The sequence below is a fragment of the Kribbella sp. NPDC051936 genome (assembly GCF_040680955.1).
Classification (GTDB): Bacteria; Actinomycetota; Actinomycetes; order Propionibacteriales; family Kribbellaceae; genus Kribbella.
This window is the reverse complement of sequence record NZ_JBFAXS010000002.1, coordinates 710,286-730,906: the sequence shown is the minus strand read 5'-3', so window position 1 is coordinate 730,906 and position 20,621 is coordinate 710,286. Positions and strand designations below refer to the sequence as shown.

The 20,621-nt window shown below is 71.7% G+C and carries 20 protein-coding genes; 10 read left to right on the top strand and 10 right to left on the bottom strand.

From position 1 onward, the window contains the following. Nucleotides 1-87 precede the first annotated feature (87 nt). Nucleotides 88-1,710, top strand: coding sequence for a helix-turn-helix domain-containing protein (locus AB0L64_RS09020; RefSeq protein ID WP_363709340.1), 1,623 nt, complete (start codon nucleotides 88-90; stop codon nucleotides 1,708-1,710). A gap of 7 nt (nucleotides 1,711-1,717) precedes the next feature. Here AB0L64_RS09020 and AB0L64_RS09015 read toward each other — a convergent pair whose 3' ends face one another. Continuing rightward, nucleotides 1,718-2,269, bottom strand: coding sequence for a DUF305 domain-containing protein (locus AB0L64_RS09015; protein ID WP_363709338.1), 552 nt, complete (start codon nucleotides 2,267-2,269; stop codon nucleotides 1,718-1,720). A gap of 63 nt (nucleotides 2,270-2,332) precedes the next feature. After that, nucleotides 2,333-2,872 carry a DUF1996 domain-containing protein gene (locus AB0L64_RS09010; protein WP_363709336.1) on the bottom strand — a complete coding sequence of 180 codons (540 nt, stop codon included), beginning with the start codon at nucleotides 2,870-2,872 and terminating at the stop codon, nucleotides 2,333-2,335. 92 nt (nucleotides 2,873-2,964) lie between these two features. On the opposite strand from AB0L64_RS09010, the gene AB0L64_RS09005 reads away from it, so the two are divergent. Next, the gene (locus AB0L64_RS09005) at nucleotides 2,965-3,135 is read left to right on the top strand and encodes a hypothetical protein (protein ID WP_363709334.1); all 171 of its coding nucleotides are present in this window, start codon (nucleotides 2,965-2,967) and stop codon (nucleotides 3,133-3,135) included. Here the strand turns inward: AB0L64_RS09005 and AB0L64_RS09000 are convergent. Beyond that, the gene (locus AB0L64_RS09000; RefSeq protein ID WP_363709332.1) at nucleotides 3,122-3,979 is read right to left on the bottom strand and encodes an NmrA/HSCARG family protein; all 858 of its coding nucleotides are present in this window, start codon (nucleotides 3,977-3,979) and stop codon (nucleotides 3,122-3,124) included. The genes AB0L64_RS09005 and AB0L64_RS09000 overlap by 14 nt on opposite strands. 105 nt (nucleotides 3,980-4,084) lie before the next feature. Here AB0L64_RS09000 and AB0L64_RS08995 point away from each other — a divergent pair, with 105 nt between their 5' ends. Then, on the top strand, nucleotides 4,085-5,434 hold the full coding sequence (locus AB0L64_RS08995) for a serine/threonine-protein kinase (protein WP_363709330.1): 1,350 nt from the start codon (nucleotides 4,085-4,087) through the stop codon (nucleotides 5,432-5,434). 3 nt (nucleotides 5,435-5,437) lie between these two features. On the opposite strand, the gene AB0L64_RS08990 is transcribed toward AB0L64_RS08995, so the two are convergent. After that, nucleotides 5,438-6,694: an MFS transporter gene (locus AB0L64_RS08990; protein ID WP_363709328.1), complete on the bottom strand. Its 1,257-nt coding sequence runs from the start codon at nucleotides 6,692-6,694 to the stop codon at nucleotides 5,438-5,440. Nucleotides 6,695-6,750: 56 nt separating this feature from the next. Between AB0L64_RS08990 and AB0L64_RS08985 the strand changes: the two genes are divergently transcribed. The 3 genes from AB0L64_RS08985 (at nucleotide 6,751) to AB0L64_RS08975 (ending at nucleotide 11,546) form a co-directional block, all read left to right on the top strand. Continuing rightward, nucleotides 6,751-7,770 (top strand): DUF5937 family protein, encoded by a 1,020-nt coding sequence (locus tag AB0L64_RS08985; protein ID WP_363709326.1) that lies wholly within the window; start codon nucleotides 6,751-6,753, stop codon nucleotides 7,768-7,770. Nucleotides 7,771-7,779: 9 nt separating this feature from the next. Then, the gene (locus AB0L64_RS08980; protein WP_363709324.1) at nucleotides 7,780-9,129 is read left to right on the top strand and encodes a beta-N-acetylglucosaminidase domain-containing protein; all 1,350 of its coding nucleotides are present in this window, start codon (nucleotides 7,780-7,782) and stop codon (nucleotides 9,127-9,129) included. Between the two features lie 107 nt (nucleotides 9,130-9,236). Next, nucleotides 9,237-11,546, top strand: coding sequence for a heavy metal translocating P-type ATPase (locus tag AB0L64_RS08975; protein ID WP_363709322.1), 2,310 nt, complete (start codon nucleotides 9,237-9,239; stop codon nucleotides 11,544-11,546). Here the strand turns inward: AB0L64_RS08975 and AB0L64_RS08970 are convergent. Beyond that, the gene (locus AB0L64_RS08970; protein ID WP_363709319.1) at nucleotides 11,537-13,270 is read right to left on the bottom strand and encodes a phosphatidylglycerol lysyltransferase domain-containing protein; all 1,734 of its coding nucleotides are present in this window, start codon (nucleotides 13,268-13,270) and stop codon (nucleotides 11,537-11,539) included. The genes AB0L64_RS08975 and AB0L64_RS08970 overlap by 10 nt on opposite strands. A gap of 10 nt (nucleotides 13,271-13,280) precedes the next feature. Beyond that, on the bottom strand, nucleotides 13,281-13,781 hold the full coding sequence (locus AB0L64_RS08965; RefSeq protein ID WP_363709317.1) for a nitroreductase family deazaflavin-dependent oxidoreductase: 501 nt from the start codon (nucleotides 13,779-13,781) through the stop codon (nucleotides 13,281-13,283). Between the two features lie 136 nt (nucleotides 13,782-13,917). On the opposite strand from AB0L64_RS08965, the gene AB0L64_RS08960 reads away from it, so the two are divergent. After that, entirely contained in the window at nucleotides 13,918-15,138 is a 1,221-nt protein-coding gene (locus AB0L64_RS08960) for a low temperature requirement protein A (protein WP_363709315.1), read from the top strand. Between the two features lie 94 nt (nucleotides 15,139-15,232). After that, nucleotides 15,233-15,706 (top strand): GyrI-like domain-containing protein, encoded by a 474-nt coding sequence (locus AB0L64_RS08955; protein ID WP_363709313.1) that lies wholly within the window; start codon nucleotides 15,233-15,235, stop codon nucleotides 15,704-15,706. 9 nt (nucleotides 15,707-15,715) lie between these two features. Here the strand turns inward: AB0L64_RS08955 and AB0L64_RS08950 are convergent, their stop codons facing one another. Together AB0L64_RS08950 and AB0L64_RS08945 are read right to left on the bottom strand one after the other, a co-directional pair. After that, on the bottom strand, nucleotides 15,716-16,228 hold the full coding sequence (locus tag AB0L64_RS08950; protein ID WP_363709311.1) for a pyridoxamine 5'-phosphate oxidase family protein: 513 nt from the start codon (nucleotides 16,226-16,228) through the stop codon (nucleotides 15,716-15,718). Between the two features lie 37 nt (nucleotides 16,229-16,265). Next, on the bottom strand, nucleotides 16,266-17,141 hold the full coding sequence (locus AB0L64_RS08945) for a universal stress protein (RefSeq protein ID WP_363709309.1): 876 nt from the start codon (nucleotides 17,139-17,141) through the stop codon (nucleotides 16,266-16,268). Between the two features lie 229 nt (nucleotides 17,142-17,370). Between AB0L64_RS08945 and AB0L64_RS08940 the strand changes: the two genes are divergently transcribed. After that, entirely contained in the window at nucleotides 17,371-17,991 is a 621-nt protein-coding gene (locus AB0L64_RS08940; protein ID WP_363709307.1) for a hypothetical protein, read from the top strand. A gap of 10 nt (nucleotides 17,992-18,001) precedes the next feature. On the opposite strand, the gene AB0L64_RS08935 is transcribed toward AB0L64_RS08940, so the two are convergent. Beyond that, nucleotides 18,002-18,796 (bottom strand): inositol monophosphatase family protein, encoded by a 795-nt coding sequence (locus tag AB0L64_RS08935; RefSeq protein WP_363709305.1) that lies wholly within the window; start codon nucleotides 18,794-18,796, stop codon nucleotides 18,002-18,004. A 121-nt stretch (nucleotides 18,797-18,917) separates the two neighbouring features. Between AB0L64_RS08935 and AB0L64_RS08930 the strand changes: the two genes are divergently transcribed. Then, the gene (locus AB0L64_RS08930) at nucleotides 18,918-19,571 is read left to right on the top strand and encodes a hypothetical protein (RefSeq protein ID WP_363709303.1); all 654 of its coding nucleotides are present in this window, start codon (nucleotides 18,918-18,920) and stop codon (nucleotides 19,569-19,571) included. Here the strand turns inward: AB0L64_RS08930 and AB0L64_RS08925 are convergent, their stop codons facing one another. Next, entirely contained in the window at nucleotides 19,572-20,546 is a 975-nt protein-coding gene (locus AB0L64_RS08925) for an L-threonylcarbamoyladenylate synthase (protein ID WP_363709301.1), read from the bottom strand. It abuts the gene before it with no gap. Between the last annotated feature and the right edge of the window lie 75 nt (nucleotides 20,547-20,621).

Below are 20,621 nucleotides of genomic sequence, written 5' to 3'. Positions count from 1 at the left end.
GGCGGACAGGTTTCGTGCTGGATCTTGTCCGCCCGGACGAAGTACTCTGCGTGTGTCCGCGCCTACCTTCGGGAGGTGCTCTCTGCGATGAGCTCGAGCCGCCCACGGGCCAGTCTGTCCCGGATCGTCGACGATCTCGGGGCGACCCTGCTCGACCTGGTGCACGGCGACACCGAGTCCGCCGCCGGTATCGGCGGCGTGGTCATCCATGACCCGGTCGACGCTCCGCCGCTGCCGCCGTACGCGCTGATCCTCGGCGTCGGCCTGGACGATCCGGAGCGGATCGCCGAGCTGCTCGGGAGTCTTCGGCGTGGTGCGGCCGCGGCACTCGTCCTGCGGGCGCCGGTGCCGTTGACGCCTGCGGTCAGGGCTGCCGCGGACGCGGCGAACGTCGCGCTGCTCGGCCTCAGCCGCGGTGTCCCGTGGGCGCACCTCGCCGCGATGCTCCGCTCGTTGCTGGCCGAGGGCGATGTCGGCGTCGCGGAGCCCGAGTCGCTCGGCGGGCTGCCGTCCGGCGACCTGTTCGCGGTCGCCAACGCCGTCGCCGCGCTGCTCGACGCACCGATCACGATCGAGGACCGCAACTCCCGCGTACTGGCATTCTCCGGCCGCCAGGACGAGGCCGACGCGTCCCGCGTCGAGACCATCCTCGGCCGGCAGGTTCCGGAACGGTTCTCGCGGATGCTGTCCGAGCGGGGCGTGTTTCGCGAGCTGCACCGCAGCGACCGGCCGGTGTACATCGAGCCGCTGCCGGACAGCCGCTCCGGGCTGACGATGCTCCGGGTGGCGATCGCGGTCCGCGCCGGCGACCAGTTCCTCGGCTCGATCTGGGCGGCGGTGCCCGAGCCGCTCAGCGAGGAGCGGACCGAGGCCCTGACGGAGGCCGTGAAGCTCGTTGCCCTGCACCTGCTGCGGGTGCGCGCGGGGGCCGACGTACAGCGTCGTCTCCGGGCGGATCTGCTCAGCTCGGCGCTCGAAGGCGGTGCGGGTGCGCGCGACGCTCTCGAACGGCTGGGGCTGGCCGGCCGGTCCCTGGTCGTCCTCGCGGTCGCGCTCCGCGAGTCCGCCGCCGACGGCGCGATCGTCGCACAGGAACTCGAACGGGTCGGCGACGCGCTCGCCGTCCATCTGGGCGCGGTGCAGCCACGGTCCGCGGCTGCGCTCGTCGGTGGCGTGATCTACGGCCTGGTCCCGGCGACCGAGGACAGCGTCGTCCGTATCGCGACCGACTTCCTGCACCGGGTCGGCGACCGGATGTGCCCGATCGTCGGGCTCGGGCCCGCCGGCCGCGACCTGGCCGGCATCGTCCAGGCGCGCGCGGGTGCGGACCGCGCCCTGCGGGTGCTCCGGGAGCGGCGCGGCGCGCCGCGAATCGCCCGGCTGGCCGACGTACAGGTGGAATCGCTCGTGCTCGAGCTGCGCGATCTGGCCGCGGCGCGCGGTGACCGTCCGGGCGAGGCGCTGGAACGGCTGATCCGCTACGACGAGCGGCACCGGAGCAACCTCGTCGAGACCCTGCAGGCCTGGCTGGACGCGTTCGGAGACGTCGCGATCGCCTCCGACGCGTTGCACGTGCCCGCGAACACCTTCCGCTACCGCCTACGCCGAGCCGTCGAGGTCGGCGACATCGACCTGGACGACCCCAACACGCGCTTCGGCCTCCAACTCCAGCTACGCGTCCTCGTCCCGCACCGAGGCCGTCCGAACTGACCGGCGCTCAGGCCGGCGCCAGGCCCGGCACGTGCGACACCGAGGCCAGTTGGGTGGTTCGGGTTTGCTCGATCCTGGTGGCGACGGGCTTGACGGCCGGGGACCGGCCGGCGGTCTTCACGCTGCGGGTGATCAGGGCGGACTGGTTGAGGTGGTCCTGGATCTCGGTGGTGAGGGTCTTGTCGAAGGCAGGGCCACGGAGGTTGCTGAGGGCAAGTAGTTCGTCGGCGCGCATCATGCCTGGCATGTCATGGCCCTCGTGCGGGTTGGTGGTCGGCAGGCCCGCCTCGGTGCGGAGGGCGGTCAGCTGCTGGAGCTCGGTTCGATGACTCGGGGCGAGCTGCGCGGCGAGCCGCCGTACGGCGGGGTTGCGGGAGCGGGCCGGGGCCAGGTCGAGGATCTGGAGGAACTGTTCGTCCATCGGGATCATCAGTTCGAGCCAGGCGGCGTCGGTGGGATTGAAGGTGGAAGGGCTGGCCGGCGGAGCGGGCTGAGTGCTGCCGCACGCGGTCAGCAAGCCGCACAGGAGCGCGCCGGCGAGGCGTACTGCGAGAGGCATGGGTGTCCTTGGGGGTCGACCTGCGGTGCCGGGGTCTGCCCCCGCCCGGCACCGCAGGAACTGTCAGGGCCGGCCCGGCAGGCGGTAGTTGTCGCCGAGGGCTTGGCCGCGATCGGGTTTGTAGAGGTCGAACCCCTTCGAGTTGCACTGCAGGCCACCGTTGATGCAGTGGCTCACCAGGGCAGCGAGCGTCGGCGGGTCCCAGGCGTTGAAGAAGTCGTAGTGCCAGGAGTACCCGCGGCTGCTGGCGAGGCGGATCCCGGTCAGGTCACCGTCGGCCGGGAAGGCGATCTTGAACTCGAGCATCGGCACCGGGTTCGGATGCGACGCCGGGCAGGCGCCGTTGACCGGATACGCCATGTGGCTCTTGTGGTCGGCTGAGTCGAGGTCGTGGCCGTTCCAGCAGCTCGGCGCCTGGTAGCGGATGTTGAGCTGGGTCCCGGCCGGACAGCTCGCCGGGAAGTCCCAGTTGTGGAAGCTGTCGCCGCACTCCCAGCCTTCGACGGCGCCCGGTGCGGTCCGGAACGCGTCCTGGGTGGCCGACGGGCTGGTTTGGTGGTCAACGGCAACGACGTGACGATGTACGGGCTGTTCGTCGAGCACTACCAGCAGTACGAGGTGCTCTGGAACGGCAACGGCGGCCGCACGTACTTCTTCCAGAACGAGTTTCCGTACGACGTACCGGACCAGGCCTCGTGGTCGAGCGGCGGCGGGACGCAGAGGTTCCCGACACCGCCGGCGTCCGCTTCCACGACCTGGTCTCGGTCTCCCTCGGCGGCGTCGGCACCATCGCCGACGTCATCAACTCCACCGGCGGCGCCGCGAACGCCGCCAACCAGCAGCGCTACCTGGTCAGCTACCCCTGATCGGCTTCGCCAGAAACTCCTCGACCGTGGTGACGCGGTCGAGGAGTTCCGCCGTGGCCGCCGGATCCGCAGGCACGGGATGGTTCGCGAGCCAGCGCCACATGGTGGTCAGGTCCTTGCCGACGAATCGCTCGAAGAGCCACACGGGCATCGGGAAGCCGCGGGGAGCGCGGCCTCTGACCGAGGCCCAGGCCCGGCGGCAGTCCGCGATCGAGCGGAACTCGGTGGCGACGGGGAGTTCGGTGCCGGCCAAGCGCATGGGCTCCGCGAACACCCTCGCCGCGATCGCTCCGAGGTCGTCGACCGCGACCCACGGGATCGGTGTCCGATCGCCGGCGAGCTTGGGCATGACGTGCCAGACGGAGACCGGCGGGTAGAAATCCCTGTCGGTCATCAGCTCCATGAACGCCATCGGCCGGAGCACGGTCAGCGGTATGCCGGTGGCTCGCAAGTGGTCGGCGACAATGAGCTTCGACTCCCACGAATCGACGCCGGTTCCGCGCAGTCCTGGGCCTGCTGAGCCGTAGACGATGTGCTGTACGCCGGTCGCCTCGGCGGCGTCGGCGACGTTCCTGCCCTGCCGGATCTCGCCGGCGTGTCCGGCGGTCATCGGGTTCTGCACGCTGAAGACGCCGTGCACTCCGGTGAACACCCGGTGTAGCGAGGCCAGGTCGTCCATGTCGCACCGGCCGACCTGCGCACCCGCGGAGCGCAAGGACCTGCTCGCGGGCGAGTCCGGGGTGCGGGTGAGAGCGAGCACCGGTCGGCCTGCGGCCAGCAGGTGCCGCGCGACCGCTCCGCCCTGGCGGCCCGTGGCGCCCAGGACAGCGACCAGCCCGTCCATGCCACCACCCCCTGCCGCCAGGTTAGGACTGGTTTGCGCTGCGGGATAGCCTGGCCAATTGGACTTGGGCGGTTGCTGGTGGAGTGGCATGGGTACGGGAGTCGGATGCTGATCGCGGAGCGGTACCGGTTGGGCGCGTCCTTGGGGCGGGGCGGTATGGGGGAGGTCTACCGGGCGACGGACGAGACGCTGGGGCGTGAGGTCGCGGTCAAGCTGATGCTCCGGTCGGTCGAGAACACCTCGGCGGTGGAGCGTTTCCAGCGGGAGGCGCGGGCCGCCGCGCGGCTGACCGATCCGCACATCGTGGCCGTCTACGACTTCGGGCAGCACGACGACACCTTCTACCTGGTGATGGAGCTCGTCGAGGGCCGGTCGGTCGCGGCCGAGCTGGCCGAGAGCGGGTCGGTGTCGTGGGAGCGCGCGATCACGATCGTCGAGCAGGCCGCGGTCGGTCTCGCGGCCGCGCACGCGCAGAACGTCGTGCACCGCGACATCAAGCCGAGCAACCTGCTGGTCGCGGCCGACGGCACCGTGAAGGTCGCGGACTTCGGGATCGCCCACCTGCCCGGGGCCGAGACGCAGGAGCTGACGGTCACCGGCGAGATCCTCGGCAGCCCGCACTACCTCGCACCCGAGCGCGCCAGAGGTCTCCAGGGCGGACCGGAGTCGGACGTGTACGCGCTGGGCTGCGTGCTGTACCAGCTGGTCACCGGTCGTCCGCCGTTCGTCGGCGACCACCCGACCGCGGTGCTCTATCAGCACGTCGACACGCCGCCGGTCCCGCCGGCTCAGCTGCGCCCCGAGCTCGCCGGCCCGTACGACGGCGTACTGCTGCGGATGCTGGCCAAGGCGCCCGAGGACCGTCCGACGGCCGAACAGCTCACCGTCATGTCACTCGCGGCCGAGTCGTTCCCTACCGTCCCGCTCGTCGCCGAGCCGCCCGCGGGACCACCTCCCGAACCTGTCGCCCCGCCGGTGGCCGAGCCGTTGGCCGAGCCTTCCGGCCGCCGGAAGCCCTTGCTCGTCGCAGCCGCTGCCGTGCTGGTCCTCGCCGGCGCGATCGCGGCGGGCGTCGTCCTGCGCAACACCGGGAACGACCTGCCACCGACCGTTGACGTCGGCCCGCGGCCGAGTACGCCGGCTGCCACCCCGACGACCTCGGCGACGACCAGCGACCCGACGACGGCAAGTACCAGGGCTTCCGAGGCCGGAAGGACGACGCGGACCACTCCAACCGCTACGCCGTCGGACACCCCGAGCCCCACCCCGACTCCCACTGCCTCGAGCCCGACGCCGTCCTCCTCGCCGAGCCCGACCCCCTCGTCGTCGCCGACCCCGACGAAGTCGTCCTCGTCGCCGACGCCGTCGTCGACTCCCACCTCGACCCCGCCGAGCCCCTCGCCGACTCCGAAGTCGACGAGCACGCCGCCCCCGTCGGCTACGCCTACGCCGTAGCGCTCACGAAACCCTGGTCGCCGAAGCGGGCTGGTCCACCAGCAGGGACCGATGCTTGGCGGCGTGGTTCGCGAGGACTGCGGTCGCCGTGCCGGTGAGGGCGAAGATGGCGCCGAGGACCAGCCAGCCCGGTGTGCCATGGTCGACGCCGGTCGTGGTGACGACCGCCGGGCCGAGCATCAGCGCGAGCGCCAGGCCGGTCTGGCTGAGGCCCTGATAGGCGCCGGCGCGGGCCGGATCGGCGAGCTCGAACGCCATGCCCCAACTGCCGGCTTCGCCGCGGGTCTCGGCTGCCGAGGAGGCGAGGGCGGCCAGCAGTAGCACCGCGGTCGCGGCGGCGGCACCGAGATGACCCGCGACGGCGAACAACACGCAGGCGACGAGCAACAGCAACCCGGCCCGGCGGACCGATCGCCCCGCCGTGCGCAGGTCCTGGGTGCCCCGCGACGCGCGCACCTGGAACAGCGCGACGTAGGCGGTGTTGACCACCAGCAGCGCCGAGACGACGACGGTCGGGGCTTCGGTGTGGTCCGCCACCCACAGCGGTATGCCGATGCTCGTCAGCCCGAAGTGCATGGCGAGTACGGCGTTGAGCACCGTCGACGTCACGTACGTCCGATCGCGCAGCGGCGAAGGACCCCGCGGCGCTTCGGGGCCGGCCGCGGAATCCATCCGCTCGGCCAGCCCGGAAACCCTGCGGCGCAAGCCGATCAGCGGAAGCGTGCCGAGCATCGTGAGCGCGCCGACGAGCATCACGGTCAGGCGATAGGCCGTGGCCGTGTCGACCACCAGAGCCAGGCCCGCGAGCAGCGTCCCGATGCCGATACCGACATTCATCACAACGCGCAGCCGGGCGCGGACAGCGACCCGCTCCGGGCCGACGTACCACCGGGCGAGCAACGTCATCTGCGCGGTGCTCTGCAGACCGCGGGACGCGGAGACGCAGGCCGCCACCAAGACGAAGCTGACGACGTCGCTGGCCAAGGCGTAACCCAGCAGGGCGGCGCCGTTCGCGGCGAGAGCCCACTGCTGCAGCCGATCGGCGCCGATCCGGTCGCTCAGCCGGCCACCGGCGTACGACGCCAGAACGCCGACTCCGCCGGCGACGGTGAGACCGATGCCGACCGTGGCCGGTGAGAGTCCGACACCACGGGTGAAGTAGAGGGCGCTGACGGCGAAGAACATGCCGCGGGACAGCGAGAGGGCGGCGACGGCGCAGGCGAGCGCCCGTTCGACGGGATCGCGGAGGAGCTCAGGCACCCGTCAGTTGTCGCATCCGCCGCGTCGGGGACGCCACCGATGTAGCGTAATGCTTCATGATCGAATACGAGCTCGTCGGCAACGATCTCGGTGAGGTGCGTTTCGCGATCTCGCCGCTGAACGAGCTGGTGCTGTCGCTGCGAACCCTGCGTGACCCGGGCCGGTTCCCGTTGCAACTGCCCTGGCTGCGGGCCACCGAGCCGGCGCGGACCGCGCTGCGGCTGGAGCTGCTGCGCGCGCTGACGAACGACGCGCTGTGGACGCCGGACTTCCTCACACCGCGGCCGTACACCCCGCTGGGCAGGATCGAGGACGAGTTCGCCGCCCTCACCGGCACGCCCGGCGCAGTCGTCCGCGCAGACCTGGCGGAAATCCATCCGGCGGGGCTGCCGCCCGTGCTGCGAGGCCGGCCGGACCGCGTTCTCGCCCAGGTGCTGTCGGCGCTGCGGGAGTACTGGGAGGCCTGCTTCGAGCCGTACTGGCAACGGATGCGGACCGTGCTGGAGGCCGACGTCGTCTACCGCGGGCGAGTGACGGCGCAGTCCGGCCTCGCGGCGATGTTCGCCGACATCGACCCGCAGGTCCGCCTCGAGGAGAGCGTGGTGACCGTGCGGCTGCGCAGCGACCTGTCGTACCGCTGTTCGACCGCGGGGCGCGGGCTCACGCTCGTCCCCTCGCTGTTCAGCAGGCGGGCGTCGGTGCCGATCTCCGCCGACGAGCCGCCGCACATCATGTACCCGGCACGCGGTCTCGGCACCCTGTGGCAGACCGAGACGACCACGCCGCCGAACGCCTTGGTCGGCCTGATCGGCCGGGTCCGCGCGCGCCTGATGAGCCTGCTCGAGACGCCGACGTCGTCGACCGAGCTCGCCGTACGGCTGGGTGTCACGCCGACCGCGGTCAACCAGCACCTGCGGGCGCTGCGCGCGGCCGGTCTGCTGCTGTCCGCCCGCCACGGCCGCTCGGTGCTGTACCGGCGCTCGGACCTCGGCGACCGTCTCGTCCGCGGCGCCGGACCGCAAGGTGCGGTAAACTCGTCTAGTCCAATATTGACAACCACGGCGGCGCGCCCGTAGACACGAGCCGTGCCGATCACCGACCGGGCCGTCCTGGAGTGTTTCTACGGCCCTCTGTGGAGTCCTGCCGACCGCGCCGAGGTCGTCCGCCGCGCACACCGGCACGGCGCCACGGCCTATGTCTACGGCCCGTCCGCCGACGAACGTACCGGACCGGACTGGCGGCAGCCGTACGGTGCGGACGGCAACCACCTGGACGAGCTGGTTGCCCTGACCAACGACCTCGGGATGATGGCCACCTGGCGGGTCTCGCCGGGCGCGCCGTTGCGCCGCGAACGCGCCATGCGGCTGGCCGACGCGGACGAGCTCGCCCTGTTGATCGACCGGTTGACCGAGATGGTGCGGAGGGGATTCGGCCGGGTCATCATCGCCTTCGACGACCTCGACGCGGAGCTGGATCCGGCCACCCGCTCGGCGTACGCCGATGATCCGCATCCGATGGCGGCTGCCCAGGCCGGCGTGGTCAATGCCGTACACGATCGGCTCGCCCGCCTGGGGGCGGAGCTGCTGGTGTGCCCGACGCACTACTGGGGTGTCAAGTCGTCGCGCTACCGGCAGCGGCTCGGGGAGTTGCTGCACAGTGATCTGGTCGTGTGCTGGACCGGTTCCGCGGTGATCTCACCGACGATCACGGCCGCGCAGGTTCGCGCGGTGGTGGAGCAACTCCGGCGCCCGATCTGGCTCTGGGACAACTATCCGGTCAACGACTGGGACTCTGTCGACGGCGTGTTCGCGAACACCATGACGCCCCGGCGCCTCCCGCTGGCCCCGTTGCGGGGCCGGGATCCCGGGCTGGCCGACGTCCTCGCCGGGTACGGCACGAACGCTGCGCTGCAACCGCTCGCCGGACTGCCTGCACTGTGTACGGCGCTGGACTGGGCGCGCGATCCGCACGGGTACGACGCGGACGCATCGTTCGCGCGGGCGCTGGACGAGACCGGTCAGGGCAAGTCCCTCAGGGTGCTGGCCGAGCTCGCCGGGCCGAGCATCCTGGCCGAACGGCCCGGCCGGGTGGCCGACGGGTGCCGCCGTGTGCTGGCGGGTCCGGACCCGGCGGCCTTGTCGGCGCTCGACGAGACGATTGCCCAGGCAGCGATCGCTGCCGCGGCACTCGACGGCCCGATCACCGCCGAGCTCCGGCCGTGGCTCGACGCGCTGCGCACGGTGCTGCCGATCTCGGCCGCCGCTGTTCGCGCGATCGCCGCGGCCCGCGCCGGTGACCCGGTGCAGAACGAGGACATCGCCGCGCTGCGCACCGGCCTCCAGGACTGGCCCCGGATGTCCATCGCCGCCGGAGCGCCGTACGCGCTCGCCGACCACGCCCTCGCTCTGGCCGGCGGCGGCACACCGACCTTTTGATCGGCACGACCGCTTCTTGACGCCCTGAGCCGTACTGGGCCGGAAGGACCTACGGGCAGAGCCATGGTGCCCTGGCGGGCCGGCCTCGCCGGAGGAATCGTCGGGGCATGGCTACGGTCAGCGTCGGACGGGTGAGGGTGTCGGGAGAGACTGTCTTGCTGGTGCTGGTCACCGCGCTGCTGGCCGCCGGTGGCGCCGCGCGGTTCGGCGGACCGGTCCGCGCCGACAGCCTGTGGGCCGCCGCGGATCTGGTGGGGTTGATACCCGCCGCCGTGTGGGTCGTCGCAGACCTGCGGGCCGGCCGGTACGGCGCGGATCTGCTGGCGCTGCTCGCACTGGGCGGCACGCTCGCGGTCGGGGAGTTTCTCGCGGGCGCGATCATCGCGGCGATGGTCGCGACCGGACGTGTGCTGGAGAACGCCGCGCAGCGCCGGGCCGGTCGTGACCTGTCCGCGCTGCTGCAACGGGCCCCGAGCCAGGCACACGTACGACAAGGCGACGACGTCGTCACGGTCGTGATCGGCCAGGTGCGGCAGCGGGACCAGGTCGTGGTGCTGCCCGGCGAAGTGGTGCCGGTCGACGGCGCGTTGCTCGGAGACGGGACGTTCGACGAGTCGGCGCTGACCGGCGAAGCCGTTCCGGTGACCCGGCCGGCGTCGGACCGGGTGCGCAGCGGGGTGGTCAACGCCGGCGCCGTGGTCGAGCTCCGGGCGACGGCCAGTGCGGCGGACAGTACGTATGCCGGCGTGGTCGAACTCGCCCAGGAGGCCGCGGCGAGCAGCGCGCCGGTCGCGCGGCTGGCCGACCGGATCGCCGTCTTCTTCCTGCCGGCCGCGTTGCTGATCGCGGCGCTCGCGTGGACGATCAGCGGCGACGCCGGACGGGCGGTCGCCGTACTGGTCACCGCCACTCCGTGCCCGCTGCTGCTCGCGGTGCCGATCGCCGTCACCGCTGGGATGTCTCGTGCCTCCAGGGCAGGCGTCGTGGTCAAGGGCGGTGCGGCGCTCGAACTGCTCGGCCGGGTGAACACGCTCGTCATGGACAAGACCGGTACGGTGACCGCCGGCCGCCCCGAGGTCGTCGACGTGGTCTGGGCGCCCGGGGCGACTCGCGCAGAGGCATTGGCGTCCGCTGCCGGTATCGAGCAGTACTCACCGCACGTGCTCGCCGGTGCGGTACTGCGGGCCGCCGAGCGCGCCGGTGTGACACCACTGCGCGCCGAATCGGTGACCGAGGAGCCCGGTCGCGGCGCTGCCGGAATCATCGACGGCCAGGTGGTCCAGGTGGGGAAGCTGCCTGCCGGACTCGTGATGCCGAATTGGGCCCGTGGGGCCGCCCGGCGCGGCCGGCTCGACCTGGCGAGCGTCATCTGGGTCTGCCGGGGCGCCGAGCCCCTCGCGGCGATCTTCGTCCGCGACCGGATCCGGACCGACGCCGCCCGCACCATGCGCCGGCTGCGCGCAGCGGGAATCCAGCGCGTCATGCTGCTCACCGGTGATCATGTCGACAACGCCGTCGAGGTCGCCGGCATGCTGGGCGTCGACGAGGTGCACGCCGACGCGACCCCGGCCGGCAAGATCGAGCAGGTACGGGCGACCCGGGCCCACGGAATCACCGCGATGGTCGGTGACGGCATCAACGACGCGCCGGCGCTCGCCGCTGCCGACGTCGGCATCGCCCTCGGCTCCCGAGGCTCCACCGCCGCGGCGCAGGCCGCCGACGCGGTCATCCTCGACGACCGCATCGACCGGCTCGCCGACGCCGTCGAGGTCGCACACCGTACCCGACGACTCGCCGTGCAGAGCGCCGCGGCCGGGACCGTGCTCTCCCTGCTCGCCATGCTCGCCGCGGCCGGTGGCCGGCTGGGACCTGTGGCGGGCGCGGTCGTCCAGGAGGGAATCGATCTAATCGTCATCTTGAACGCGCTGCGGGCGCTGGGCGGCCGGACACGGAAACCTCACACCGAGGCCGACGCGTTGCTGCACCGCTTCGCCAAGGAGCACGAGGATCTGATCCAGGTTCGCGCCGCGGTCAGAGAAGCCGCCGACGCCGTCGCGGGTGGCACCGGTCCACGCACCGACGCGATCGTCGCCCGAACCTACGCACTCCTCGTCGAACGGTTGCTGCCCCACGAGTACGCCGAGGAACACACCCTCTACCCGGCGCTGGCCGAGGTCCTGGGCGGCCCGGAAGGCACCTTCACGATGAGCCGCGAGCACGCGGAGATCGAACGACTGGTTCGTCGCATCGGTCGTCATCTCGACGAGTCGCGCAGGATCCAACCGGACCAGCTCGACGACCTCCGCGCCACTCTCTACGGACTCGACGCGGTCCTCACGCTGCACTTCGCGCAGGAGGAAGAGGCCTACTTCACCCTCGACACCACCACCGCATCCGGCGACGCGCGTCACCCGTGACCCGCCGCGGCCCGGTCGGCGACGGCAAGGTGGGGCCTGCGGCGGTGCGGCCAGCGGACGAACGACTCCGCCTGCAGGGTGGCCGACGCGATCCGGGGAAGGTCGCGGGTGCGTGGGTAGCAGACGAAGCGCGGGTTCCAGGCGGGCCGGTACTTGGCGTTGGCCCGGTACAGCGACTCGATCTGCCAGAACCGGCTCAGCCCGAGCAGGACGCGATACCGAACCCGCGACGCGGCACCTGCTCCGGTCAGGCCGCCGCGCTCGAACACCTCGCGGAAGACCGCGAAGTTGAGGGAGATCCGCGTGACTCCCAGTTCCGGACCGGCTCGGACGAGTTCGTTGACCATGAACTCGATCACCCCGTTGCCGGCGTTCGGCGAGCGGACCATCAGATCGAGCGAGAGCCCGTCGTCGTTCCAGGGCACCAGACTCAGGATCGCGACGAGCTCCGCACCGGCGTCGCGGCAGCTGACCACCACCGCGTCGCTGTCCCGGGGATCCCCGAACCGCCCGAGCGCCATCGAGAACCCGCGCTCCGCCTGGCCCGCACGCCAGCCGGCCACCTGCCGGGACAGCTCGTCGAGTTCCTTGCCGTCGATCTGGCGCAACCGGCGGATCTGTGCCACGTGCCCCCGTCGTTCGGCCCGCCGTACTGCCTGCCGGACGGACCGCATCGGCCGGGATGCCAGGCTGAAGGTCGCCGTGTCGAGCACTGCCTCGTCGCCGAGCTGGACCGCCGCCAGCCCATGATCGCCGTAGCTCGACACACCGCTCTCGCTGGCCCCGACGACCCCGGGTGTCCAGGCATAACGGCGAGCTTCGGTCAGCCAGGCGTCGATCGCTTCGGACCATCCACCCCGATCGCCGATCGGATCGCCGCCGGCCAGCGAGACGCCCGCGACGACGCGGTACGCCACCGCCGCCCGTCCGGAAGGCGAGAAGATGAGGGACTTGTCGTCGCGCAGCGCGAAATAGCTCAGGGAGTCGTTACGGCTTCCGGCCAGCAAGGCCCGCAGGCGCTCGGCTTCGGCATCGATCTGATGCCGCGGCGCGCGAGCGGTCCGCAGTGCCACGAGCACCGTCGTCAGTGCTACGACGACCCCCAGCAGGAGCAGGGTGGTCTCGAGTCGCTGACGAGCTTGCGCCGATTCGAACTGTGCCGGTCCGCTGACACCGACGAAACCGAGCCAGACCTCGCTCATGAGCTTCCGCATCGGGAGACGCTGCGTCAGAGCGTCCGGGTCGGCCAGGAGTGCGCCGGCGCCCACGAGCGTCGCCAGCAGGAGCGACGCCAGGAACGTGAGCGCGACGGTACGCCGGCTGCCCGGGTCCGGACGACCGGTGAACGCCGAGCGGGTGACCACCAGCAGCACGATGACCACCACGGCCGCGATCGACTCCCCGATCGATCGGGCCAGTCCGTTGAGGACCAGCAGGCCGGTCGTCGCCGCCAATGCCCCCACCCAGGCACGCCGCTTACGCCGAGCGAGACCTCGCGACAACAGAACCAGAACCACCCCGAGCGGCACGGCCGCGCCCGCCGCCTGTGGTACCAGGACCGGCAGTACGTCGGTCAACGCCTCCAACCGTGGCCGCAGCGGCGGGCTGATGGCGTCGAGCACGCTCACGACACCGAGCAGGCCCACCAGGACGGCGATCCACGGCGCCCACCGTGCCTGGTCACGCGGTGTGTCCGCGGTCCGTCGGTCTCGCCGCCTGTGCATGTCAGTCGGTTCACGCCGGGGCGGGCGTGATGCGGAAGACGGGGTAGTCCGCGGCGATGCGCTCGAATTCGGCGAGCGGAGCGGTGCGGTCCACCGGCAGGTGCGCCCTCGCGCCGGGGGCCAGCTCCAGGAACTTCTGCAGGATCGCCGCTCGGGCGGCCGGTGCCACCTCCACGAGCCGTACGGCCTCGCGGTGACCGGAGCGAAGGACGGCCCGTCCGTCGGCGGCGCGGACGTTCCGCACCCAGTTGGTGTGCTCGCCCAGCATCGAGACCAGGTACCGCTGACCGTCGTACGGCGTCAGCACCAGCGGGAACGAGATCGCCTTGCCCGTACGCCGCCCGACCACCTCCAGCGTGACCGCCTGCCTGGGTGCGGCGATCCGGTGCGCGTACTGGACCGCCCCGATCCGGTTCAGCACCCGCGCGAGCCGGTTCGGACGGCCGCCCCGGTACATCCACCGATCGAGCCGGTGCAGCATTCCCGCGGATGTGGTGTCAGCCTGCTTCATGAGTCCTCCGCCGATGTGGGTACTTCGATCGTGTGCCGGGCGGTGCGTCGGACGAACGGGCGAAGGTCCTGAGCGGTGTCGGCAGACGGCCCGGACCTGGCCGGGGGAGACGCCGGTGCATGGCAGGATGCGGCGTATGGCGACGTTCAGGCATCCGCTTCGGGTCACGGAGGCGGCGCGCGATCAGCCGGTCACCACGTTGGAGTTGTTCTTCGACCTGGTGTTCGTGTTCGCGCTGACGCAGATCACCGCGCTGATGGCGCACGAGTTGACGTGGCACGGTGTCGTCCGCGGACTGCTGCTCGTCGGGCTGCTGTGGTGGAGCTGGATCGGGTACGCCTGGCTGTGCAACATCGTGAAGGCGGATGTCGGAGCGTTCCGCGGCGTCCTGCTGCTCGCGATGGCGGCGATGTTCGTGATCGCGCTGGCGATCCCGGAGGCGTTCCACGACCTGCCCGGCGGGCTGCCCGGACCGGTGGTCATCGCCTGGGCGTACTTCGCCTTCCGGGCGCTGCACCTGGTGCTGTTCTGGATGATCGCCGACGGGGATCGTGCCCTGCGCCGTACGCTGGCGCGGTTCACGCCGTCGATGCTCGGCGGCACCGCGCTGCTGCTGGTCGCGTCGCAGTTCCACGGCTGGACCCAGACCGCGCTCTGGGCGGGCGCGCTCGCGGTCGACTACGGCGGGACGTACCTGATCGACGCGCGCGGTTGGCGGTTCAGGTCCGCCTCGCACTTCGCCGAGCGGCACGGACTGATCGTGATCATCGCGCTCGGCGAGTCGATCGTGGCGATCGGGGTCGGCGTCACCGATCTGCCGATCTCCTGGCCGGTCCTGATCGCGTCGCTGCTCGGCCTGGGGGTCTCGGCCGCGCTGTGGTGGATCTACTTCGACGCGACCGTGCACTACGGCGAGCACGCGCTGGCGGCGGAGCCCGAGGAGACCCGGTCGGTGATGGCCCGCGACGCCTACACCTTCTGGCATTTCCCGATGGTGACCGGCATCGTGCTGCTCGCACTCGGCCTGAAGAAGGTCCTGGAGTACGTCGCCGACGCCGAACACCACGACCTGTCGGACCCCTTGAAGGGCCCCGGCCTGTACGCGCTGTACTTCGGCGTCGTGATCTACCTGCTCGGTCACGTCGGCTTCAAGTGGCGCACGGTGCACATTGTCGGCACGACCCGGCTGGCCGCGGCGGTGACGCTGATCGTCGCGGCGCTGCTCGTCGGCAAGGTGCCCGCCCTGGGGCAACTCGGTGTCCTGGTCGCGGTGCTGGCGGCCCTGGTCGTCGTCGAGTCCGTCTACTACGCCCGGGACCGCGCCCAACTGCACCACACCGGCGACCAGGCGTCTTAGCGGAGAAAAGTGCCCGAGTCCGGGACCAAGGGCCCTGACAGACGCGCGGTGCAGGGGCCATGGTGGAGGGGACGAACAAACCTGGGGAGGGACCATGCAGGCCGAGTTCCGGACAGTTCGTGAGCAGCTGACCGCCGTACTGCGGGCGACCCTGGGGCGCCGTGATGTTGTCGACTGGTTCGACGCCGCCTTCTCCACGGTCGCCGACTACCTGTACCGGCACGGCGTCGCGGCGTGCGGGTTCCCGTTCTCCCGCGACCACCTCCTCCCCGACGGCAGCTACCTGCTCGAAGCGGGGTTCCCGGTCGGTACGAGGATCAAGGGTGACGGGGAGGTCCGCCCGTCCAGCCTGCCCGGTGGGAAGGTCGTGGTGGCCCGGCACATCGGGTCGTACGCGGATGTGGCGGACGCCTATCAGGCGATCGACGAGTGGCTGAAGGCAGAGCACGCGATCCGCACCGGCGACGCGTGGGAGGTCTACCGCGGAGCGGGCGGCGACCGGGCCGGACAGACCACCGAGGTCGTCCAGCCCTTCCGCCTCGTACCGGTCGGCAGCCTCACGCACTGACCGGCGAGGTCAGCTGACGCGCACGTGGGCGCGCGCCGCGGCGGGGTTGCGCATCTTCAGCAGCGGGGTGCCGATGCCGTAGGTGAGGAAGAAGCCTTCCGGGAAGATCTCGACGATCCGGGTGTCGGCCAGCCGCTCGGCCGGTACGAGCGTGGCCAACTGTGACGACAGCGAGTCGATGTCGAGCGAGCCCCGCGGATGAACGACCGCCCGGGCATGGAAACTGATGGTGGCCGCCGGGATCGGCCAGATCAGCGAGAGCAGACCGCCGCGCCGCACCGGCACGGTCACCGCCACCTGGCCGGTGACCGGGATGTGCCTCGCCTTCCAGCTGTCGGGTGCGACGGCCGCGTACAGCCGGCCAGGGGCGGCGACGTACACAACGCCGCTCGACCTGGGCTCCCCGGCCGGCGTGACGTAGCTGAGCACGGCGAACGACCGCTTCTCGAGCTGCTTCCAGACCTCCGCGCCGGTGGGTCCGGGCGTCCGGGGCTCCTTCACTCGGTTGTCTGTCTCGACCATCGGCCTGCCTTTCGAGCTGTTGAAGGGTCGCGCCCGCTCAGCGGATGACGGCGACGGGACAGGGGGCGTGGTGGAGGACGTGCTGGCTGACGGAGCCGACCAGGAGTCCGGCGAAGCCTCCCCGGCCGCGGGATCCGACGACGATGAGATCGGCGGAGTCGCCCGCGCGAAGGATGGCGCGGGCCGCCTGGCCGTTGATCAGCCGCGTCTGCCACGGCACGTCCGGATAGTCGAGGACGGCCCCGGCGACCGACTCGGCGACGAGCAGCCGGCTGGACTCCTTGACGTCCTCCTCGTCGAACTGCAGCATCGACTCGCCGTCGACGTAGGTGAGATACGGGCTGGTCCAGGCGTGGACGGCGACCACCCGGGCGCCGAGCGCGTCGGCGTGCTCGAAGGCGAAGCCGATCGCCCGGGCCGAGGTCTGCGATCCGTCGACGCCGACGACCACGGTCGGCTGGTCGGCGACCCGCGGCCGCTGATCGGGCGGTACGACGACGACCGGGCAGGGCGCGTGCATCGTCACCTGCATCGCCACCGAGCCGAGCATCAGGCCGGTCCAGCCGCCGAGGCCGCGGGAGCCGAGAACCATCAGCCGGGCCGCTGCGGCCTCCTCGACCAGTTCTTTCGCGGCCACGCCGTCCAGGAGAACCGCCTCGACCTGCAGAGCGGGATGCCGGAGCCGGATCCCCTCGGCGATGGCGTTGAGACCTCGCTCCCGCAGCGCCCGCAGCGTCGAGAGCGGGACGGTCTTGCCCAGCGAGGGGCGGGTCGCGACGACCAGCTGGAAAACCTCCGCGATCCGCAGCGGAGCGTGCAGCCGGACCGCTTCGGTGGTCGCCCAGTCGAGCGCGGCCAGGCCCGCGGGCGAACCGTCGTACCCGGTGACGACCGGAGCGGGTCGTGTGGTCATGTGCCCCCCTCGCAGGCACGCGCTGAGCCGCGTGGCCACGACCAGTCGACAGCGCCGCGCGGTCCGCGTTCAAGGGCCGATGGGCCTCATCGGTCGTGCCGTTGGGCCCTGCTGCCGCTGCCATGCGCGAAATCGGGACTTCGGACCCTAGCCGGGGGAGGCCTCGCGGTTGATCGTGGAGCTATGACGTAGTCGGCCGCCCTGGCGTCCGACGGGGGGAGGCTCCGCCATGGGGTCTGGTTCGTGCGCCGATTCCGAGGGGACGGCGGGTGCGCAACTGGCGCTCTACCGTGCCGTCTGGTGGGGGTTCTGCGGCGCGTTCATCGTGATCTGCGGTGCCGCGGCGGCGCTGTTGCTGCCGTCGGACATCCTGTTGCTCGCGCTGGCGCTCGTTCCGGTGTCCGGTGCGACGGCCGCGGCGATGTACGGCGGCGACACCGAGTGGCTCTCCCGCTGGACGAGATGGCAGGTTGCCGTCACGGTGGCCGTCATCGCGGGCGCGAGTACGTTGCTCCTCGGCCTCACCGATGTTCTCGGGTACAGCGTGCTCTGGCTGGTCCTGCTCCTCGGAGCGAGCTCACCGCCCGCGGTGCGGTGGTACCGCGGGGGACCGCGGATCGGCCGCGCCGGACTACCGGAACGCAGTACCGCGGAGCTGTGCCGGCAGTGGCGCGACAGTTACGACGCGCTGCGGCGGGCGACGAGCGACGCGCACCGGCTGCGGATCGTCCTGGAGCGCCAGCACTGCTTGGACGAACTCGGCCGACGGGATCCCGAAGGCCTGCAAGCCTGGCTCGCTTCGGCCGCCAGCGCGGCCGGCGACCCCGAACGGTTCCTCAAGAGCCAATAGAGCCAACAGGTCAGCGGAGGCGTTCGAGATGGGGTGCGAGGAAGCCGAGGATCTCGGTGTGGACTTCGGCGGAGGCGCTGATCACGGCGCCGTCTTCGGTGCCGAGCGGGGCGCCGCGCAGGTCGGTGATGATGCAGCCGGCGGCTTCGGCGAGGGCGAGGCCGGCGGCGAAGTGCAGGTCGTTGCGGAGTTCGCCGTCGGTGACGTACGCCGCGCGCCGGCCGGCTGCGACCCAGGCGACTCCGAGGGTCGACGACAGGACCCGCGGCGAGAACTGCGCCCGGAACGCGACATCGGCGACGAGTTGGCCGCTGACGGAGGCGGCGGCGGTGGGCCGGTCGGCGTTGATCTCGACCAGTCCGGTCGCCACGGAAGGCACCAGCGGCTGGTCGGTGCCCGCGTGCCGGACCTGCGCCGACATGCCGTCGGTCCAGAAGGTCTCCTGCGCGACCGGGTCGGCAGCCGCCGCGGCGATCGTGCGCTCGCCGTCGAGCAAGGCCACGTTCACGACCATCAGCGGTGTCGTCGCCGCGAAGTTCAGCGTCCCGCACAGGGGGTCGATCAGCCAGCGACGGGCGGTGGCCGCCGGTCCGGAGCGACCGAACTCTTCACCCTCGCGCGCGTCATCGGGCCGCCGGGCCGAGAGCACCGCGGTGATGGCTCGCTCCGCGTCGAGGTCGGTCTGGGTCGCGAAGTCGGTCGCCGACTTCGCGAACCTCAGGTGTTCACGACCGTACGAGCCCGCGACGACCGCCGCGCCCGCATCGGCTGCCTCGATCGCCACCTCCGCATCACTCATCGCCATGCGCCGACCTTAGGCCCTGACCTAGCCGCTGCCGCCGGCCGGAGGTCGGTTCGGTGGTACGGCGGGGTACCGGGGTAGTGAGCGATCCGTCGCGGACGGATGTGCTTGTCAGGGAGTCGCCATGGTCCGTCGGCGGGGCAAAGAGTCCGACCGGGTGGTCGAGGTCGGGCTGGACGAACTGCTCTGGCCCGGCGCGAGCACGGAGGACGAGCCGGCCCCGGACGCTGCCGATGAACCCGCCGGTGAACAAGGGATCAGTGAGCAAGGGGCCGGTGAGCGAGGGTCCGGTGAACCGGCGGCCGAGCCGGTGCAGCCGGGTGCGTCGTTCGGTGTCGCGTTCTTCGGCTGGCTCGTCGCCAGTGGCACCTCGGTCCTGCTGGTGGCCCTGGTTGCTGCCGTCGGCACGGTGATCGGCTGGGACAAACTCGCCGACTGGTCGAGAGACTGGCTGTTCGTCGGCCTGTGGGCACTTCTCGTGCTGTCGTTGGCCATCGGTGCGTTCTCCGGCGGGTACGCCGCCGCGCGCATGGTGCCGTCCCAAGGCGCACGGCAGGGCCTCGAGGTCTGGTTCTTCAGTTGGTGCGCGGCCGCCGTCCTGGGCGGGCTGGGCTATTTCGCGAACCGGCAGTACGACCTCGTGGCTCGCGTCGACTGGCCGTCGGTGCCCGTCGCCGAGCCCGATCGGGGGCTGGCCGCCGTGATCGCGACGGCGGCGGTCCTGCTCGTCACGTTGGTGGGTGCGGTAGTCGGTGGTGCCTCCGGCAACAGGAAGTAGTCAGACGTCACGGGGGCCGGCGGCGCGGCGGAGACGGTTGGCGATCGCGAGGCCCATCTCCTTCTCCTCCGGGAGCGAGGCGATGATCAGGTCGCAGCCGCGCTGGTCGAGCTCACGGAGGAAGCCGTACAGCTCGCGCGCGTACACCGCCGGCGACTCCGGGACCGCGACGACCGCGTGCGCCTTCACCGGAGTGCCCGCCAGGGACGGCGGCAGGAAGACACCGACCCGGTGCCCGCGGTCCTGCGCCGACTCGGCCTCGGCGACGACGTCCGCCGGCTCGACGAGGACGACCTTCGCGTTCGGCGCGTAGTGCGAGGGGTGCTGACCCGGCACCCGGATGTGGCTCGTCGCGGGCACCGCGAGCCGGAGGCCCAGCACGGCTTCCAGGTCCTCCCGGGTGACTCCGCCGGGACGCAGGATGTTCGGCGTGTCGCCGGTGACGTCGACGATCGTCGACTCGAGGCCGACCTGGCAGGGGCCGCCGTCGAGCACGAAGTCGACGGCGTCGCCGAGCTCGGCGCGCACGTGGTCCGCCGTGGTCGGGCTGACCGAGCCGAACCGGTTGGCCGACGGGGCCGCGATGCCGCCGCCGAAGGCCGCGAGCAGCGCGAGCGCCACGGGATGCGCCGGGACGCGCAGCGCGACGGTCTCCAGACCGCCGGTCGCCTCGAGCGGAACCCGGCGGCCGCGGCGCAGGACGAGCGTCAGCGGCCCGGGCCAGAAGTGTTCGGCCAGCCGGCGCGCGGTCTCCGGCACCTCTTCGACCCAGTCACCGAGCTGCTCCGCGCCGCCGATGTGGACGATCAGCGGATGCGACGGCGGGCGGCCCTTGGCCTGGAAGATCCGGGCGAGCGCCGCCGGGTCCTCGGCGTTCGCGCCCAGCCCGTACACGGTCTCGGTCGGGACCGCGACCAGACCACCGGCGCGCAGCACCTCGGCCGCCTTCTCGATCTCAGCACTTCCTGCGAACATGCCCGCAATCCTCCCACTGCGGGCCACTTCGGACTCAATCGACGCCGATTTCACCCGATGTCACGATCCGATGGC

Bases quoted from the DNA above. Each gene is read 5' to 3' on its own strand.
- AB0L64_RS08965 (WP_363709317.1), bottom strand. From the start codon at position 13,781: ATGAAGCAGGCTGACACCACATCCGCGGGAATGCTGCACCGGCTCGAT.
- AB0L64_RS09000 (WP_363709332.1), bottom strand. From the start codon at position 3,979: ATGGACGGGCTGGTCGCTGTCCTGGGCGCCACGGGCCGCCAGGGCGGA.
- AB0L64_RS08955 (WP_363709313.1), top strand. From the start codon at position 15,233: ATGCAGGCCGAGTTCCGGACAGTTCGTGAGCAGCTGACCGCCGTACTG.
- AB0L64_RS08925 (WP_363709301.1), bottom strand. From the start codon at position 20,546: ATGTTCGCAGGAAGTGCTGAGATCGAGAAGGCGGCCGAGGTGCTGCGC.
- AB0L64_RS08975 (WP_363709322.1), top strand. From the start codon at position 9,237: ATGGCTACGGTCAGCGTCGGACGGGTGAGGGTGTCGGGAGAGACTGTC.
- AB0L64_RS08945 (WP_363709309.1), bottom strand. From the start codon at position 17,141: ATGACCACACGACCCGCTCCGGTCGTCACCGGGTACGACGGTTCGCCC.
- AB0L64_RS08970 (WP_363709319.1), bottom strand. From the start codon at position 13,270: ATGCACAGGCGGCGAGACCGACGGACCGCGGACACACCGCGTGACCAG.
- AB0L64_RS09015 (WP_363709338.1), bottom strand. From the start codon at position 2,269: ATGCCTCTCGCAGTACGCCTCGCCGGCGCGCTCCTGTGCGGCTTGCTG.
- AB0L64_RS09020 (WP_363709340.1), top strand. From the start codon at position 88: ATGAGCTCGAGCCGCCCACGGGCCAGTCTGTCCCGGATCGTCGACGAT.
- AB0L64_RS08995 (WP_363709330.1), top strand. From the start codon at position 4,085: ATGCTGATCGCGGAGCGGTACCGGTTGGGCGCGTCCTTGGGGCGGGGC.
- AB0L64_RS08935 (WP_363709305.1), bottom strand. From the start codon at position 18,796: ATGGCGATGAGTGATGCGGAGGTGGCGATCGAGGCAGCCGATGCGGGC.
- AB0L64_RS08985 (WP_363709326.1), top strand. From the start codon at position 6,751: ATGATCGAATACGAGCTCGTCGGCAACGATCTCGGTGAGGTGCGTTTC.
- AB0L64_RS08930 (WP_363709303.1), top strand. From the start codon at position 18,918: ATGGTCCGTCGGCGGGGCAAAGAGTCCGACCGGGTGGTCGAGGTCGGG.
- AB0L64_RS08940 (WP_363709307.1), top strand. From the start codon at position 17,371: ATGGGGTCTGGTTCGTGCGCCGATTCCGAGGGGACGGCGGGTGCGCAA.
- AB0L64_RS08950 (WP_363709311.1), bottom strand. From the start codon at position 16,228: ATGGTCGAGACAGACAACCGAGTGAAGGAGCCCCGGACGCCCGGACCC.
- AB0L64_RS08960 (WP_363709315.1), top strand. From the start codon at position 13,918: ATGGCGACGTTCAGGCATCCGCTTCGGGTCACGGAGGCGGCGCGCGAT.